General features: G+C 49.5%; 15 protein-coding genes. All 15 read right to left on the reverse strand.

Features of this window, described 5'->3' with window-relative positions; all coding sequences use genetic code 11:
- Positions 1-79: 79 nt before the first annotated feature.
- The 15 genes from ppdK to KOO62_02725 all read right to left on the reverse strand — a co-directional run bounded on the left by ppdK (position 80) and on the right by KOO62_02725 (position 17,548).
- Positions 80-2,863, reverse strand: coding sequence for a pyruvate, phosphate dikinase (gene ppdK, locus KOO62_02655; GenBank protein MBU8932886.1), 2,784 nt, complete (start codon positions 2,861-2,863; stop codon positions 80-82).
- Between the two features lie 248 nt (positions 2,864-3,111).
- Entirely contained in the window at positions 3,112-3,459 is a 348-nt protein-coding gene (locus KOO62_02660) for a hypothetical protein (GenBank protein ID MBU8932887.1), read from the reverse strand.
- 512 nt (positions 3,460-3,971) lie between these two features.
- Positions 3,972-4,811 (reverse strand): hypothetical protein, encoded by an 840-nt coding sequence (locus KOO62_02665; protein MBU8932888.1) that lies wholly within the window; start codon positions 4,809-4,811, stop codon positions 3,972-3,974.
- The gene (locus KOO62_02670; protein ID MBU8932889.1) at positions 4,811-5,689 is read right to left on the reverse strand and encodes a hypothetical protein; all 879 of its coding nucleotides are present in this window, start codon (positions 5,687-5,689) and stop codon (positions 4,811-4,813) included. The genes KOO62_02665 and KOO62_02670 overlap by 1 nt, the downstream gene beginning before the upstream one ends.
- Positions 5,690-5,701: 12 nt before the next feature.
- Positions 5,702-6,523 (reverse strand): hypothetical protein, encoded by an 822-nt coding sequence (locus KOO62_02675; GenBank protein ID MBU8932890.1) that lies wholly within the window; start codon positions 6,521-6,523, stop codon positions 5,702-5,704.
- Between the two features lie 12 nt (positions 6,524-6,535).
- Entirely contained in the window at positions 6,536-7,939 is a 1,404-nt protein-coding gene (locus KOO62_02680) for a hypothetical protein (GenBank protein MBU8932891.1), read from the reverse strand.
- Positions 7,940-7,967: 28 nt separating this feature from the next.
- Positions 7,968-8,780, reverse strand: a complete 813-nt coding sequence (locus KOO62_02685; GenBank protein ID MBU8932892.1) for a hypothetical protein — start codon at positions 8,778-8,780, stop codon at positions 7,968-7,970.
- On the reverse strand, positions 8,777-9,730 hold the full coding sequence (locus KOO62_02690; protein MBU8932893.1) for a hypothetical protein: 954 nt from the start codon (positions 9,728-9,730) through the stop codon (positions 8,777-8,779). The genes KOO62_02685 and KOO62_02690 overlap by 4 nt, the downstream gene beginning before the upstream one ends.
- The gene (locus tag KOO62_02695) at positions 9,730-10,404 is read right to left on the reverse strand and encodes a hypothetical protein (protein ID MBU8932894.1); all 675 of its coding nucleotides are present in this window, start codon (positions 10,402-10,404) and stop codon (positions 9,730-9,732) included. Before KOO62_02695 ends, KOO62_02690 begins: the two co-directional genes overlap by 1 nt.
- A gap of 6 nt (positions 10,405-10,410) precedes the next feature.
- Positions 10,411-11,670, reverse strand: coding sequence for a hypothetical protein (locus KOO62_02700; GenBank protein MBU8932895.1), 1,260 nt, complete (start codon positions 11,668-11,670; stop codon positions 10,411-10,413).
- Entirely contained in the window at positions 11,670-12,341 is a 672-nt protein-coding gene (locus KOO62_02705) for a hypothetical protein (GenBank protein MBU8932896.1), read from the reverse strand. The genes KOO62_02700 and KOO62_02705 overlap by 1 nt, the downstream gene beginning before the upstream one ends.
- A gap of 26 nt (positions 12,342-12,367) precedes the next feature.
- Entirely contained in the window at positions 12,368-13,372 is a 1,005-nt protein-coding gene (locus tag KOO62_02710; GenBank protein MBU8932897.1) for a hypothetical protein, read from the reverse strand.
- Between the two features lie 3 nt (positions 13,373-13,375).
- A complete protein-coding gene (locus tag KOO62_02715; GenBank protein ID MBU8932898.1) occupies positions 13,376-14,026 on the reverse strand; it encodes a hypothetical protein in 651 nt (216 codons plus the stop codon).
- Positions 14,027-14,028: 2 nt separating this feature from the next.
- The gene (locus KOO62_02720) at positions 14,029-15,369 is read right to left on the reverse strand and encodes a fibronectin type III domain-containing protein (GenBank protein MBU8932899.1); all 1,341 of its coding nucleotides are present in this window, start codon (positions 15,367-15,369) and stop codon (positions 14,029-14,031) included.
- A 241-nt stretch (positions 15,370-15,610) separates the two neighbouring features.
- A complete protein-coding gene (locus tag KOO62_02725) occupies positions 15,611-17,548 on the reverse strand; it encodes an ankyrin repeat domain-containing protein (protein MBU8932900.1) in 1,938 nt (645 codons plus the stop codon).
- Position 17,549: the final 1 nt, after the last annotated feature.

The following is a 17,549-nucleotide window of genomic DNA, read 5'->3' on the forward strand; positions in this document are numbered from 1 at the left end:
GGAAATGAGAGTCCGCAAGGAAAGGCCCGGCAGAAATCTGCCGAGCCTTTTTTTCACCAGTTCATCTATGGAGCCGGCTCTATTTGGTGCCAGTGCGGCCCTTACCTCCGCCCTTTTTTCGTAATGTCGCCTGAGCAGCAGCCAAACGAGCAATCGGCACCCGGTATGGCGAACAGGACACATAGTCCAATCCGGTTTTATCACAGAAGGAAATGGACTCCGGATCGCCACCATGCTCACCACAGATGCCGATCTTAAGGTCAGGCTTGACTGAGCGTCCTTTTTCCGTGCCCATTTTCACCAATTGACCCACGCCAGTCTGATCGATTGACACGAACGGATCCTTAGGAAGGATGCCTTGTTCGACATAACGCGGCAGGAACTTGCCCACATCGTCGCGAGAGAAACCCATTGTCATCTGAGTCAGATCATTGGTTCCAAAACTGAAGAACTCAGCTTCTTCTCCAATCTCATCAGCCGTAAGGGCTGCTCTCGGTATCTCAATCATGGTGCCGATCATGTAATCCAGTTTCTTGGATTTGTGCTTGGCAATCACCTCGTTGGCCACCCGCTGGACGACTTCTTTTTGGTTTATGTACTCGTTGACATGACCCACCAGCGGAATCATAATCTCAGGTTTGATGACCTTCTTGTCCTTGGTCAGATCACAGGCCGCCTGAATAATGGCTCGGACTTGCATCTCGGTAATCTCCGGGTATACGATTCCCAGACGACAGCCACGATGTCCCAGCATTGGATTGAGTTCGTGGAGTTCATCCAGACGCTGGGTTACTTTCTGAAGCTTAGCCAGATTCGCCTCGTAGTCGTCATCGGCCTTGTCCAGAGCCTCAATCTTTGCCTCGACCTCTTCCTTTCGGGGCAGGAATTCGTGCAACGGTGGATCCAGGGTTCGAATCGTGACCGGCTTTCCTTCCATTGCATTGAAGATGGCCTTGAAGTCCTTTTTCTGGAACTTGAGCAACTTGTCGAGAGCAACCTGTCTTTCCTCAGCCGAGTCAGCCAGAATCATATCCTGGACGATGGGAATGCGATCCTCGGCAAAGAACATATGCTCGGTACGACAGAGTCCGATCCCCTCCGCACCGAACTTGAGCGCCTGTTGGCAGTCACGGGGAGTGTCGGCATTGGTGCGAATCTTGAGCCTGCGCACCTCGTCGGCCCAGCTCATGAATTCGGAGAATTCGCCTGACAATTCCGGTTCGACCGTAGGGACTTTGCCCAGAATAACTTCTCCGGTAGAACCGTTGAGAGTAATTACCTCGCCTTCCTTGATAATCAGCTTGCCCACCTGAAGTCGTTTCTTGGTGGGTGTGACACGGATAGACTCGGCACCGGAAACACAGCACTTACCCATACCTCGGGCTACAACCGCAGCATGGGAAGTCATTCCACCGCGAGCGGTGAGGATTCCTGCCGCTGCATTCATACCCTCGATGTCATCAGGATTCGTCTCCTCGCGAACAAGAATAACAGACTGTTTGGCGGAACGTTTGACAGCTTCCTCGGCGGTGAAGTAAACCTTACCTGAGGCCGCTCCCGGCGAAGCAGGCAGACCCTTAGCCAGGACGTCATACTTGGTTTTGGCATCAATACTGGGATGGAGCAGCCGATCCAATTCCTCAGGCTCGACTCGCAGTAGTGCTTCTTCCTTATCGATCAGCTTCTCGCGGACCATATCCACAGCGATCTTAATGGCCGCCTGTACGGTCCGCTTGCCAGCCCGAGTCTGAAGCATGAACAGCTGGTTCTCCTGAACTGTAAACTCGAAATCCTGTACATCCTGGTAGTGCTTCTCAAGTTGAGTCGTAATTGACTTGAGCTGTTTGAAAACCTGCGGCATCTCTTTCTTGAGCTTGATGATTGGCTGCGGCGTGCGAATGCCGGCGACCACATCTTCACCCTGGGCATTGACGAGATACTCGCCATAGAATTCATTTTCCCCGGTAGCAGGATTTCGTGTAAATCCAACCCCGGTGGCACTGGTGTTACCCATATTGCCGTATACCATAGCCTGAACATTGACCGCCGTACCCAGGTTGGACGGAATATCATTCATGCGCCGATATGAAATAGCACGGGGGTTATTCCAACTGCGGAAAACAGCATCCCGAGACATGCGTAATTGTACGAATGGATCGTCAGGAAATGCCTCGCCGGACTTTCTCTTACAAATTCCCTTGAATTTTTTAATGATATCCTTGAGGTCAATTTCCTGAAGCGAGCTGTCTTGTTTGATACGTTTGTCGGCTTTTTTCTTAGTGATAACCTTCTCGAAAAGCTCCTTGTCGATGCCAAGCACAACGCTGCCGAACATAGAGACGAAGCGTCGATAGTTATCAAGGGCAAAACGCATATTACCACTCTTGGCAGCCAGACCTTCCATAGACTCCTGATTCAATCCCAGGTTAAGCACAGTGTCCATCATACCCGGCATTGAGAACTTCGCTCCGGAACGAACCGATACCAACAACGGATCGGTCGGATCACCGAACTTCTTACCCACCGACTTCTCGATTTTCGCTATCTGTTTCTCAAGGTCCTTGTCGATGGCCTTGGGGATCTCCATTCCGTTTTCATAATAAAGATGGCAGACATCGGTGGTGATCGTGAATCCGGGAGGTACCGGAATTCCAGCCCGACTCATTTCCGCCAGACCAGCCCCTTTGCCGCCCAGCAGGTCCTTCATGGTACCGTTGCCGTCAGCTTTCTTATCGCCAAAGTAATAATAGTACTTGCCCTTGGATGAGACCTTCATAGATCCTATGTTTCCTTTCTTGGGTGCAGCCGTCGCCTTCGATTTGGCAACTGGCTTCGTAGCTGCTTTCTTCGTAGCAATTTTCATCGTTGTTGCTTTTGTTACTTTCTTTGTGGTCTTCTTGGGTGTCGATTTTGCGGTCTTTTTTGCGACCTTCTTGACCGCGCTTTTTTTCTGCGGACCTGCTTTCCTGGCAGACATACCATTCCCTCAAGTCATATGGTTAAGATTACTTATGTCCCTAGTATATATATATCGACACCCGCAGGCAACACCAAGAGCAGCCGGACACATAATCTATGTCTCGACTACCCACATACGACCGGTCGCTGGAACTACATCGTGAAGAAGCGCTCACCCTTGATGATCTTCTCCAGCATTTGGAGGGTTTTTTCAACGGGAGCATGCATAATGTCTGTGCTATTGAAGGTGGACCGAACAACCTCACGAGGACAATCAAAACTGGATCTGCCACGTCCTCCGCGAGCTTTCTTCTTGTGCGCCAGATTATACTGCCGTTGATATTCCTTCGCCTTTTCCTTGTGCATCTGATAGTACCGGCGCTGATACTCCCGACGCGCCTCTGCAGTAGAGAGACTACCTTGCTTCTTCTCCGGATTGTCGGCCTTGGATGGAGATTCAGTGTTGGTTTTGGATTGGTCGGTCTTCCTTGCCCGAGCCATTGTCCTACCTCACTTTCCCTGTGCTTACACGGTGGCTACCCTTGCCTACCAAAGCAGACGACAACTATTAATAACTGTCGCCTCGGTTCCTCCAGAGAAAATAACGGGAAATCCTTGCCGTATGTCAAGCCTTATCTTCCAATTGGGTAAAAAAACTTCGCCTAATTGGTATATTGATAATGACTTACTCGTGCGCCATTTTTGCCAGCGGCTATCCTCCTGTATTGCAGTCCCTTACGCGCACATCTCCGTAACCATGTAACTCTGGGACTGCCAACAGGAAACAGAGATTTCCGATTTTCGTCCACATACACCGGTTCCGAAATCCGGGATTGGTCATGAAAAATGTGATCATAAGTAGTCATTTGTATCTCATATTCATTGGTGTATAGCCAACACTATCGGTGACATCACCCATAATACTATAGTGATTAGAAGGCTTGGAATCAACATAAAAAATCAGCCGCCCGGCAGTTGACCGGGCGGCTGATTTTTGTCTAAGTCTGTTTCGACTATGGTGTCTGTATTTTGGCCTTCTTGGATTTGACGTGCTGGACAATCTCCTTAAGAATATATCCAAAAACGAGAGCCATCATTAGCCAGAATACAAGCAGATATCCGATATGGTAATCAGAAATATCATTATTAACATTCCAAGCCAAATTACCCCAGTGGTCAACATCCTGAATACGCTGAATAAACAGGGATATACGAGCCATCACTGTAAATCCAAAGGATGCTCCGAAGCCGATCATCAACGTCCAAATGCCTACTTTGGCCATCCTCCCGAACCAGCCCGTGTGAGCTTTGGAGAAGAAGAAGTATACCAGGCCAGTCATAACACCAACAAAGATGATTGCTTTTGAAATTCCAGTGGAGATGTCTATAAGGTTGAAACCTCCATATCCAAATATGTAGCCATAGAGATCAGTCGTATCGACTTGAATCAACTGCATAGTCGCATATAGTTGTTTGTTTATCCTGTTGGCCATCTCGAGGGGGATAGCAATACCGGTGGCAATACCGATATACATGGCCATCGGATAACGCGAGACCCAGGAATAGTCCTTCGAAAACCGTGTCCACATCAGGGCACCAAGTATAGCTGGAATCAGATACCAGGGCTGAGTAGAATTCAACCAGAGGAAAAACCAGTCACCATCGGCCAGTCGAGCAAACAGGTTTGGTTTCAGGCCATTGTGCCATAGGATAATGACAAAGTAACCGGCTGAAACACCAACCACAAGATGCTCGGCGAACTTGTAGAACGGATTGTCTTTGTAGAGGAACGAAAAGATAGACAGCGTCACAAAGACACCGAATGTTGTCCATAAGAAGGTTGCGAAATCCATCAGCTCACCTCCCCGCGTTTCCTCTTTGACCTACTGGCAAAGAAACCAATATTACCCATTATAATAAACAGGATAATAACCAAATGAGCCGGCAACTGTACCTTCATAGCCTCCATAGCTCGTCCGGGATTATCAGCATAGGATTCGTATTGGGCAGCACCAAGCATTCCACCCATCATACCCCTAACCTGACCTGAACCATAGAAAGGATAATACTGAGCGGTCATAACTCCCGTAAGACCGAAGAAGAGTGGAAAACCGAATCTACCCTGCCCATATGATATCCAGGCGTCAGAAATAGTTCCACTGGAAAGAGAGAGCACACAGGCTACCTGATCATAATTAATCACGCCCTGCATCATCGGTAGAGAATCAATCGCAGTACCGTAATAGTCAGCCGGAAACGGCAGGCGGAAATCCTGCCCCATCCCCAGTATTACAAGAGCATAGTATGGTTTATAGCCAAGGAAGGCATAATCAACACCATTTACGATCTCTCTTCCCTTGTATTCCACACTGTGGTAGGATCTGTCAAGGACCATCGAATCGCTAAGATCACGAATCACCTGATCAGCCATTCCAGGACCCTGTTGTGAGAGAGCCGTAAATATGATCTTCAGATCCTTACGCCAGCAGTGTTCGACAATGGCATATGTCATAGGGTGTAGCTCTGCCATGGAGTTCGGATCATAGTCAATTGCAATAAAGACAATCTCTCCAGGAGGAAGACTATCGATAAAATCATAGACCTTACGTGACTCGTCCTCCGGCAGTATGGGCACTTTGTAATCGATATAGTATGATGCAACACATACTACGATCAGAAACAGGAAGACCCATCGACGATCCAACTTCATTAGTTTTTCAAATACGTCCATAGTATGCCCTCCTTATCCTTTCCCCATATAGCTGCGCTCGATACCCAGGACCACCTTCAAAGCTGTGGCTACCATTCCTAGGCCGACACCAATTACAATGGCTCTTTGAGCGGCCAGGTTGGGTACGTTCATCAACCAGTTAGAGAGTTCGGCCATCCGGTAGGAGTAGTCTCCCAGAATCCAGGGATTGAAGCGAAGCATAACAATCAAAGCAGCTATCAGAAGAAGTGATGCCAGAACATTGCGAGCACGGAAAGCTCTATAAGCCGCTGAGGCAATAAAGAACGCCAACAGAGAGAACATACTGGCCAGAATAGGCATCAGGACATGATCAAAAAACGTCCTGAACATGCTGTTCTCAAGCCCTTCGGCTGTATAGAAATAGAAGTTCCAGGCATTATCAAACACCGCCACCAATATTGCTATAACCAAGGTGACAAGTGCCGCTATAGAAAACAGTTTCTTCTGACCAGAAGATGCCGCGACTCTTGCCTGCATGATTGAGCCGAGACACATCAAAGAAAGAAGCAGCCAGACAAAGTACATCCCCCAGGAGTCACCTGTCCTTTGCGTAAAACCGAAAGCAACCATCAAAAAGAGACCGGCCAGTGTAACATAAGAGTACTGCCAGCCTTCTTTTCTGGAACTAATCTTGTTTACTGAGACTCTGAACAATGACCATATACCAAGCGCCAGGGCGAATATCCCGATAATATAGATCCAGTCCAGAAGAAACTCGTATATCCACTCTGATTTTTCATGCGGAACAAAATACTGCAGAACCATAAAGAGTCCAAACATGAAAACCAAAGCAAATGGAATTTGTCTTTTCATATTCAACTCCTCCTAATCCGTCACATGAAAAAGTTCAATGAAAGCATCAAAGCCAAAATTGCCGGCAAGCAAACCGAGACAGGCAATTACTAGAACCGCTGCCTTAGCATAATCCTGAGCCTTGAGGGAACCTAGCAGGACAGGTTCTTTCCCCAGATAGGCCGATGCCGCATAAAGCTCTTCACCAATCAACGTATAGTCACAGGCAACAATGAAGAACGGCAATTGCGCAATCTGGTCGGTTCCCGCAATCTGAATCGACCCGGCTTCAGTTCCGGTCTCAGCTAACAATAAGGATTCAGCGTGGAACATCCCCATATATACATTAGTAGCTGGATACTGGCGAAGCATGATCCCATTGACGGCCGCCACATACGCAAACTGTGACTGCGTCACAAAGAATACAATATCTTCATTGTAGTTGTCAGCTCTTCCGGCATCCAGATAAGCTGACTTGACAACTTCCTGTGCCACCGACATAACAATAGGATCATAAGTCGGGACGATCAGTTCGGTCTGGTATTCAGCCACTCTTTTGGCAACGCGGCTGAGAATTGTAAACGATGCAATTGTAGCTACATCGGCTGCCGTTCCCAATCCGAGTACATAAAGAATCGGACGACCCATTTCTGTGGCGCGGCCAATAGCATCATCTACTGCCTCGATTCCACTAATGGGACGAACATACAGATCGGCTCCTTTTCTTGCTCTTTGGACGAAGAAGATTGTCAAAGAACAGAAGAAAAGCACGGCCACAAAAACAGGAATCCGGCCAGTGTTAAACCATTGTCCATAACATTGAACCGGCCCAATGACTTCTGAACTTGACCTGATTTCCGGATAAATGGTTACAGCATCTATCCGATAATATAAATCAGAATAATCAGGGATATAATCCTGTGACATCTTATCCTTGGTGCCGGCATTTGTGTAAGATGAAGTACCCATTGGGACATCTTTAATTGAAACCCAATCACCACCATTGGGATATTGGGTATGGGCCTCCGGAAGACGGTCAGCAATACCAGCATATCCAGATCTTAATTCTTTGATGAGCTCCTTATAATCGACATTTGGATCATCTACGATTTCAGCAGCTTCAATCAGACTGTCAATCTGCTGCCTCATCATCCTCAACGTGTCAACCAACGATGGAATCCACCTGAAAATTTCATAACTCAATACTGAGTTCTGCCCGTCGCCATCATCGGCCGAAATTTCCCAAGTGAGATCAATCGCATGACCATGATCGTTCGGTACATCACAGCCCTCAACCATCGACGGCGGCGCCGGTGGCGGCATAGCCAGCGAATCAGTCACCGCAGCAGTATCAGGCGGTTCGACCTCCTGAGCCAGAGCGGTAACCCCTGCCAACGTGATTAACAGACACAGAATCAGTAGTACTTTATGCTTCATACTGTTCTCCCATTTTGTCAGAGAACCGTTAACTTATTAGCTCTAGCCAATCCCTAAAAAGGAATGTGAGACGGCCGACCAGGAGCGAGATACGCCCCATGACCGTGTATCCGAACGAAGCGCCAAAAGTGATCATTAGAATCCAGATGCCCATTTTCGAGGCTCCACCGAAAGCGCCTTTGTGTTCTTTGGAAAAGTAGAAATAAATCAGACCACAGAAAACCCCAAGGAAAATAACCCAGTTGGCCAACATTGTTACCAACTGCCCTGATGCGTTCAGCGAGAGATTCGAGAAGAAATGGCCTATACCCTGCCATTCAACCAACAGTGGCACAAACGTAGACGACACCTGATTGATGAAATCGGAGCGCAGGTAGCGCACAAAATTGAACCCGGCCGTGGTTCCGACAATGAACGCCAGCGGCCAGCGAGAAATCCATCCGTACTTGCTCGACAGACGCATCAACAACAGAATGCCAAGGACAACCGGGATAAAGTAGAACAGGTTCTGGTTGTCCGCCTCATACGGAACCTCGAAGAAACCTGAGAGTGATTCAGAGATTCGTGGTACGAGATTGCCCACAATAGTCGTCCAGAAACCCATGCACATCCAGAAAGCAGCCGATACGCCGACGAAAAGATGCTCGGCGAACTTATAGAACGGGTTGTCCTTGTACATGAACGAGAAAATGGCCAGAGTCAGAAAGGCGGCAAAGGTATACTTGAAACCGTCGATGATATAGTGTCCACCATCATCCGCCAGAGAACCGGATTTCAAAATCCAACTCAGCACAAAAAGTGCGCCTACGACCGTCGCAACAATGATCGGACCGCGTCTCATTCACGCCTCCTTCTGCGTTTGGCCACAAAGAAGGATAGATTACCAATCACGATGAAGATCATGATAACCATATGAGCCAGAGTCTGCGGTCCCATCATACGGAGACCGGGAGTATCCATATCAGCGAAGCGAGGATAGTGCTTGATCAGTTCGGATTCATACTCGGCCGCCCCTTTGATCCCGCCGAGAATCCCCAATATCTGTTTGGGGTAATAGGGATACATCTGCGGGGCAACTACGGCGGCCACACCGGCGGCAATCGGCACCTGACCCGGGTCGCCTACAAACAACACCCATTCCTTAACTCCGGGCTTACCGCCACCGATAGACACGACCAAGTCGAGGTCTTTGCAGGACCTAATGCCACGGAGAGCTTCAATGCTGTCGTAGGGGATGTTGTTGACATCGGTCGGGAACATCTTTTTGAAATTAGTAATAATGACGTTGAGCACGCCTTCATTGCCGGCCTTGTAGCCCAGGTTAACATAGTCCTGGCCCTCTACAAGCTCCGGGAAGCCTTCAACAACCACTTCCTGAAGACTCTGCGTCAACAATGCCTGGCCGGTGGCAAAGAGAGACATGAAAACAACTTTGTGGCCACGAGACAACGCATGACGGGTGATGGCATTGGCCATCGGCTGTACTTCCGGCGCCATAGCCGGATCAAAATCAAACGAGATCAATACGCTAGAGCCTTCGGGCAGTGATTCAACTTTGTCGTAGACCGCCTTAACCACCGCAGTGGCTTTCTCGGAGAATGTCATTGGGAACAGGATCGGCGCTGCGACAGACAGGGCAATGAACAGGAAGATGATCCGACGATCGACCTCTCTGCCCTTGAGCGCACTGATAAGCAACCACACCAGGCCACCGCCGATGAATATCAGCGAGATCGTTCGGCCGACATCAACCAAAGCAACGAGCGGAATCGACAACCACAGATCAGGCATCAATCGTCCCCCCCGAGATACGTGCGTTCGATGCCGAGAATAATACGCAGCGACATCGAAACCACGCCCAGTCCGATACCGATCAGGATCGCACGTTGTCCGGCAAGATTGGGTGAGTTCATGATCCAGACTGCCATATTGGGAACCTGTAAAATGTCAAAAGACTCCGGTATCCACCCGGTGGCCATCATTCCAAACGGCGTGCGCCCCAGCAGGATTATAAACGCGGAAATCAGGAGGATCGTAGCCTCGCGATTCTTGGCCCGGAAAGCACGATACGAAGCAGAGGCCACAAAGAAGGCCAGCAACGAATACATCGTCGCCCCCAGCGGTACAAGAACATAATCAAAAATTTCCTGGAAAAGCGATCCCGCTGCGGTAGGCTGAGCGGCGATACCGCCGGGATTACCAAGCTTGAACATCCCTATAGCCAGCACAACCACGAACCCCACCAATGTGACAATGGAGAATGGCCAATCGGTCTTGCGGTTCTGAAGCTTGTTGACGTGGACTCTCAGGAGATTACCGCCACCGAGGAAAAAAGCGAACACGGCAATGATGTCAAAGAAGACCGTGAAATCCTCACCCAACGTTTCCATCGGTGGAATAAACACCGACAGAATCAGCAGGGTGCCGATTCCAAACGTGATAAGGAGTGGTATTTCTCTCTTCATAAACTCTTACTGCGCCGTAAACAGCACTGTCAGCCAGCGCACGACGTCGTTACAAATTTTCACATCCCAGGCGGTGCCAATAGTCACGGCCACCACTCCGACAATAATAGCGGTCATGGCAATCGCCTTGCCCACATCCTGCCCTTTGAGTGATCCCAACTGTTTTGGTTCACCGGACAAATAAGCGGAAGCCGCAAAAAGCTCTTCGCCAATCAAAGTAAAATCACAGGCAGCGATAAAGAACGGCAGCTGGGCCGGACGGGCTGTGCCTGCAATCTGAATCGCCCCCACCGAATTGCCGGTCTCGGCTAGAATCAAAGACTCGGCAAAGAATGCACCAAGGAGGAACACTGTCGCCGGTTTCTCACGCACCATAATACCGTCAACAGCGGCCACATAGCCAAACTGCTCATCGGTAACATAGTTAACCATGTCGTCATTGTATTTATCCGGTCGGCCAGCCGCCTGATAGGCGGTCTTGATTGTTTCGCGGGCGGCGGTCATAACCAGCGACCGCGATACCGGCATCCGTATTTTCGTATCATAGTCGGCAATCTGCTGGGAAACCCGCCCCAGGATTGTAATTGCCGCCAGAGTCTGGACATCATCCATATCGAGAATGCCCGGAATAAACAGGATCGGCCGTCCCATCTCGGTCGCCCGACCAATGGCTTCGTCAACCGCCTCCAGTCCGGCGATTTTACGCACAAACAGTTTTTTGCCGCGACGGGCCGACTCAATAAAGAAGAAGACCGCTCCGGCAATGATGAGCGCCATCAGGAAAAGGTACCCACGGTCGAAATCTATCCACTCTTGTTCCGGCGACACAGGCGCACTTGAGATAGACTTAGCTATATAGTTCTCAGAAAACGCCTCTACGAAATAGCAGTACGATTGCTCGCGCTCAAGATTTTCGTCCGCATATGAGTTCGCTTGCGGTAGAAGCTTGGCGGCCAGTTCAGGAGTATTATCGTTTACGATGCGATAGAGTCGATAGCCCAGTACCTTGCTGTCAACAAGTTGATCGTCAATGGACGGCACCCAGGAAAGCAGGAGCTTATGACCATTGTCGTATTTGTAATCTTCGACGAGTAAAGAGGTAATCGGGGCCACTACTACCAGTTCGGAGTCCGGCACGATGGCTATCGAATCCTCAGAAACAAGCGTAGAGTCACTCTCCTGAGCAGTTGCCAGTGATATCAAAAGGAAAACACAGATCAGGACCGGAAGCAATAAACGCAGAGATGGCGGCACATAAATTCGCACTAGTTAATCAACCCCAGCCAGTCGCCAAACAAGAAATCAACGCGGCCGATCAAGAGTGACATACGGCTCATAACGGTGTAGCCGAACGAAGCGCCGAAGGTGACCATAATAGTCCAAATACCGATCTTGGCCGCCCCACCAAAAACACCTTTGTGCTCTTTAGAGAAGAAGAAATAAACCAGACCAGTGAAGGTACCAACGACGATAACCAGATTGCCAATTATATAGTAGGCCGACAGATCGTAGTTTGCGCCAAAGAGTGGCATGATGGTTCCCTGCACCTGGCGCATCAAGTTGGACGAAAAATAGTTAATGAGATACAGACCCGATGTGCAACCGACGATAAATGCCAGCGGCCAGCGCGAAATCCAGCCGATTTTCGGAACAAGCCGCATCAGCATCAAGATACCCAGAACCGCTCCAACGATTAGCCAGTAGTCCGGCTTGGCGCCTCCGATAACCTCTCCGGCTTCATTGAGTTCCTCACGTGGAAACACGCCAATCCAGAATTTGCCGTAGATGTTATCCCAGAACAGAACCACAAACCAGTAGCCCGCCGAGATACCGACAAAGATCGCTTCGCACAGCTTGTACCAGGCATTGTCCTTATATAGAAAGGAGATTATGCCCAGAGTAAGAAAAGCGGCTACCCAGACTGCTATATGTTCCATTTTCTAACGCTTCTCGTTCGTATCCGTTAGAGTTTCTTTTTCCGGCCACCTACAAAGAAGGCGACATTACCGATGATGATAAAGGCGATCACTATCATATGAGCAAACGACTGCGACAACATGAACTTGGTCGCATTGCCGGTGTACTCAGTCAGTTTTTCAAACTCGGCCGCGCCGTTCATTCCACCCAGCAATCCAATCAATTGACCAGCATTTAGATAGGTGTACATCATTGGCGCCTGCACCGCGGTGTTGCCAGCTCCCATCCTCAGGCCATAACGATCAACGGCAACCTGTACCCATTCCTGGGTGCCGGGGTAACCGGCCGAAAGATTTAATGAATAATCGATATTTGAAAAATTCTTGACATTCTTTACAAGCTCAAGTTCCTCGTATGGCCTACCCGAATAGTCGGTCCGGAACATCGAACTAAAATCAGAGCCCATGCGCTGTACAACAAATTCATTCCCGGCCTGATAGCCAAGGTTAACGTAATCGATGCCATACTGCAGGTTTTTCGCTGCGATTTCCTCTGAAACCAGAAGTTCCTCGAGCGCCAGATTAGCCTGCTGGGGACCCTGTGGCCAGAGGCCGATGATGATAACCTTGAGGTCATTTAGGAGACAATATCTAAGGAAGGTATGAGCCATCGGCTGCAATTCGGGTGCAGAGGGTGGATCATAATCAAATGATATGAGCACCTTCGATCCGGCTGGAAGCTCGGAAACAGCATTATAGAGCTGCTGAACTTCATCGGAGATGCGAATTTTCTGTGACATCGTCATAAAGAACGGCGCCACCACCGCTATACCCACAAACAGAAAGACCGTCCGCCGGTCAATCAGGTGACCTTTCACCGTCCGTACCAGGACGTAGCCCAGGAACAGAACTATAATACCAACCACGATCATAGACACAGTCGGTGAAAACCGCACGGCATCAATCCATCCGAATACTTTGCCCAGATAAACGACAACGCTGAACAGCAGCACGATCCCGATAGTCAGAAGTTCCTTGGTGCGAGTAGACATATCTTAGTCTCCCCCTCCCAGATGCGCTCGCTCGATACCGAGAATAATGCGCAGTGAGGTCGAAACAAGGCCAAGGGCAATGCCAATCATGATTGCGCGTTGACCGGCGGTGTTCGCCCAGGTCATAATCCAACTGGCTACCTGGGAAAGCTGATAGTTCTCAGGCAGGAAAAAAGTGAGGTTATCACCCACCGGTACGCGGCCAATCATAACCAGAAATCCAGCCGCGAGGAGTAAGGTTGCTTCGAGATTTCGAGCGCGGAAGGCGCGATATGAGGCCGAGGCGACAAAGAAAGCCAGGATGGCAAACATCGTAGCCGACAACGGCGAATAGACGTAGTCGTACAACCACGAGAATCCGGTGCCTGGCTCGCGGAACCCTTCTCCTTCAAAAAAGCCGATACCTACCATGAGTAGAAATGACAAGATGATCACAACCGCAAAACCCCAGTCGGATTTTTTGCCGATCACCTTCTGACCGGATATTTTCAGAAGATTAAGAGCACCGAGCCAAATCGCAAAAGCTTGAACGATGGAAAACCAGTCGGAGAACCAGCTGTTCATCTGGCTGAACGGCCAGTGCGGGATAAAGTACTGCAGGACGAAAGCCACGCCCACAATACCGGTAATCATCAGAGGTATTTCTCTACGCATACCTAATCAATCACTCCGAACAAGGTTGAGACCGACCAAATGTTGAACGTCTCGAGTAAAACACCAAGCACAATTGCGACCAAAATGATCGCTTTGCCGACATCCTGACCCTTGAGACTGCCAAGCAACTTGGGTTCTTTAGCAAGGTAGGCCGACGCCGCAAACAGCTCTTCACCAATCAGTGTGAAATCACACGAGGCAATAAAAAACGGCAATTGTGAAGGCATCGCCGTGCCAGCTATTTGAATGGCACCAATTGAGTTACCAGTTTCGGCCAGAATCAATGACTCGGCGTAGAAGGCTCCCATGAAGAAAATCGTAGCCGGTTTCTCGCGCACCACCATGCCATCAATACCGGCCGCATAGCCAAACTGGTCATCGGTCAGGTAGTGAACCTGGTCTTCATTATAAGCATCAGGCCTGCCAACCTTGGAGTATGCCTCTTTGACGATCTCCTTAGCCGTCACCAGCACCAGTGAACGCGACACCGGGACTTCCAGATAAGTATCATAGGTAGCAGCCACTTCGGCCACTCGACCCAAAATCGTAACCCCGGCAATTGTCTGGACATTATCCATGTCCTGTGTGCCGGGGATGAAATATATCTTTTTACCCATCTCGGTTGCGCGGCCAACCGCTTCATCAACCGCTTCGAGACCGGCTATCTTGCGAATAAACAGCTTCTTACCCTTCTTGGCCTGCGAAATATAGAAGAGGATAAAGCCACAGAGCACGATCACGCCTACAAAGACGTTGATCCGTCGCCAGTCAAACCACTGCGCCGACGAACCCACCGGACCGCTGGAGCCTGATTCGGTAAGCGACTCTATTTCGATACCATCTACGCCGATCGCGCTATAGATCACGGCAACTCGGTAGAAATAATCCAGGGAATCAGCAACGTGACCATCCAGGAACTCGGTGCTACCCGCAGTGTTTCCGCCGACCGGTTCATATTGTCCCGGCTCGCCATTGATCGCTTCAGCTCGTAAGACACGATATAGCTTGATAGCAATCCCTTCGGGCGGAGTGGGCTCGGTCCAACGGATAGTAATAGAACCGCCAGCATCGTTGGGCGTATCTTTCACTGAGATGTCAGTGGGGGGCTTGAGCGGGTTAGAATCGACAACGGGAGTCGACACCGATTCATCCTGAGCAAAAATCAGAGAGGCACAGAAAATCAAAAGAAAAAACAGCAGACAAGTATGCGCGAAGCTACCAAAAGTGCGACGACTTCGAAAGACCGGGTGCAACTTCAAACTAATCTTCCTCGTGCAGGAGTCAGTTACAGAACGTTCGCTATCGTAATCATAATAGACGAACCGACCAGCTAACTTGTCCACTTAAATCGACTTAGTTCCGACAGCCTGATACAACGTGAGCATCAACTCCCGGAACAAGCGACAATGTAGACCGGTGCTGATTTCAAGTCAAGAGAAAAAAGGATGGGAGGGCGGAGGAACGGCTATGAAGGGCTCCGCCCTTCTGTTATTCCCCCACCACTGTAGGCAGCGCCTGCTGACCAACGAATATCAGTCCCTCAATTTCATGGGCCGGGGATATTTCCCCGGCCCATGCAATGTTTTAGAATACGATCTTGCCGTTTCGATAGAAGAAGCGGTCACCCTTATTGAAGGCGCACATATACTCACAGTCAGTGTGCCCATCGGCCACAGCTCTATCTGCAAATTCCTGATACCGATATTCGTTGTCCAGAGCGTGCTCTGGGAAGAAAACCTTTGGCTTCAGTTTATCCAGAGCATAGTAAACGCCCAGTTTGACTGCCTCAAGGTCACCAAAACCACAACCGGAAATCGGCATAAAGGCAATATCAATATCGAGGTTCATGTCGGCCAGATAGTCAATTTCCGCTGTGTACGGACCGGAAAAATCACGTAGTCGGTTGGCATGATCGGCCGCCTGAAAGATTGTCAGACCGTCCACTTTGATGAGGAATCCAACGCCGCTATCGTTGGAGGTGATCGTTGATACTTCCATGTTACCCACAGTTTCAGTCTGTCTCGGCCCGATAAACCGATAGCCACTGACACCGTCATTCTCAAAACCCATTATATAGGTGATGTTGGGGATTGTCTCACGCCATTTGAAGATATTCGTATCAAAATGGTCGCCGTGTTCATGACTGACGAAAACGGTGACATTGAGGTTCTTGACTTCCTCCGCAGAAATGTGACCATTGGAGATGAGGGCTTCAGTAGGCGGCTGGTTCCGCTCCCAGTAGTCAAAGACTAACAGGTTATTCTGCGTCTTGATCGCCCAACCTGAATGACCAATGTACCAGACGATTCCCTCGCCGTCGCTTAACGATTTTTCCAACAATGGGCAACGTCCAAAGTTCTTCTCCATATCAGGTGCGGTTACGCCTTTGGCCAACAGAAGGTCAGCTACAGTACGATGACCATATTTGCCGGCATAGTGCAATGGAGTGAGACCTTTGTTGTCTTTGACGGTCAGGTCAGCTCCTGAGGACACTAGCAGTTCAACGATATTTAAGTATCCCTTGGTGCAGGCATAATGCAGTGGTGTGCCACCTGTTTTCAGATTGGGAAGACTTGCGTTTGCCCCATTGGTCAGCAGCACCTGACACATCTCTACCGAGCCTTCTTTGACAGAGTTGTGCAGAGCCGTCATTCCGTTGGTGTTTATTATGTCCGGATTAGCACCCTTCTCAAGTAGTGTGCGGGCGACATCGACATGACTTCTCCACGATGAGAAGATCAGTGGCGTGGCTCCAAAATCGTTGGTCAGGTCAGGATCAGCACCGGCGTCAAGAAGATAGTCGACTGTCACGACACTACCGCTAATGGCAGCTTCATGAAGAATCGTTCCTCCAGAACTATCGCTAACGAGAAGATCTGCTCCGTTGTCCACGAGCAGGCGGAGCATATCAGTATGACCACGCGCGGCAACACCAAAAGCAATCGTTTGTCCCTGATTATTGCGGATGGTGGCATCTGCTCCTTTGGCTAGCAAGAGACGGACAGCGTCGGTACGCCCTCGACCTGCCGCGAAAGTCAACGGTGTAGCCCCCTCGCCATTTATAACATGAATATCGGCACCTTCCTCGATTAGTAGCTCGATCATTTCCGTGCTACCACCTATGGCCGCAAAGGTAATTGCGGTATTTCCGAAATTATCTTGATACCCGACATCGGCGCCTTTGCTAATCAGCAAACGAGCCATATCCAAATAACCCCGCATAGCAGCCGTAATGAGAGCGGGACTGCCCTCGTTGTCGCCGGCATCAACCTCGGCTCCAGCAGTAAGAAGCATCTTGGCAATCGCAGTGTTGTTTTCAAGAACAGCTACATGCAAAGGTGTGTTATTGTTACTGTCCCTGCTCTCAAGCTGATCCGGAGCTTCCAAGATAAGACTCTGGACCATAGTTGTGTCGTTGTTCTGAATGGCTTCGTGCAGCGGGTCGGCGCCAGAGATAAGGGGGAGTGAAAGCAACACACCCGTTATGAGTAGAATTACCATTGGTCTCATCGCTTTGTTCATG

This window comes from Candidatus Zixiibacteriota bacterium (assembly GCA_019038695.1).
Classification (GTDB): domain Bacteria; phylum Zixibacteria; class MSB-5A5; order GN15; family FEB-12; genus B120-G9.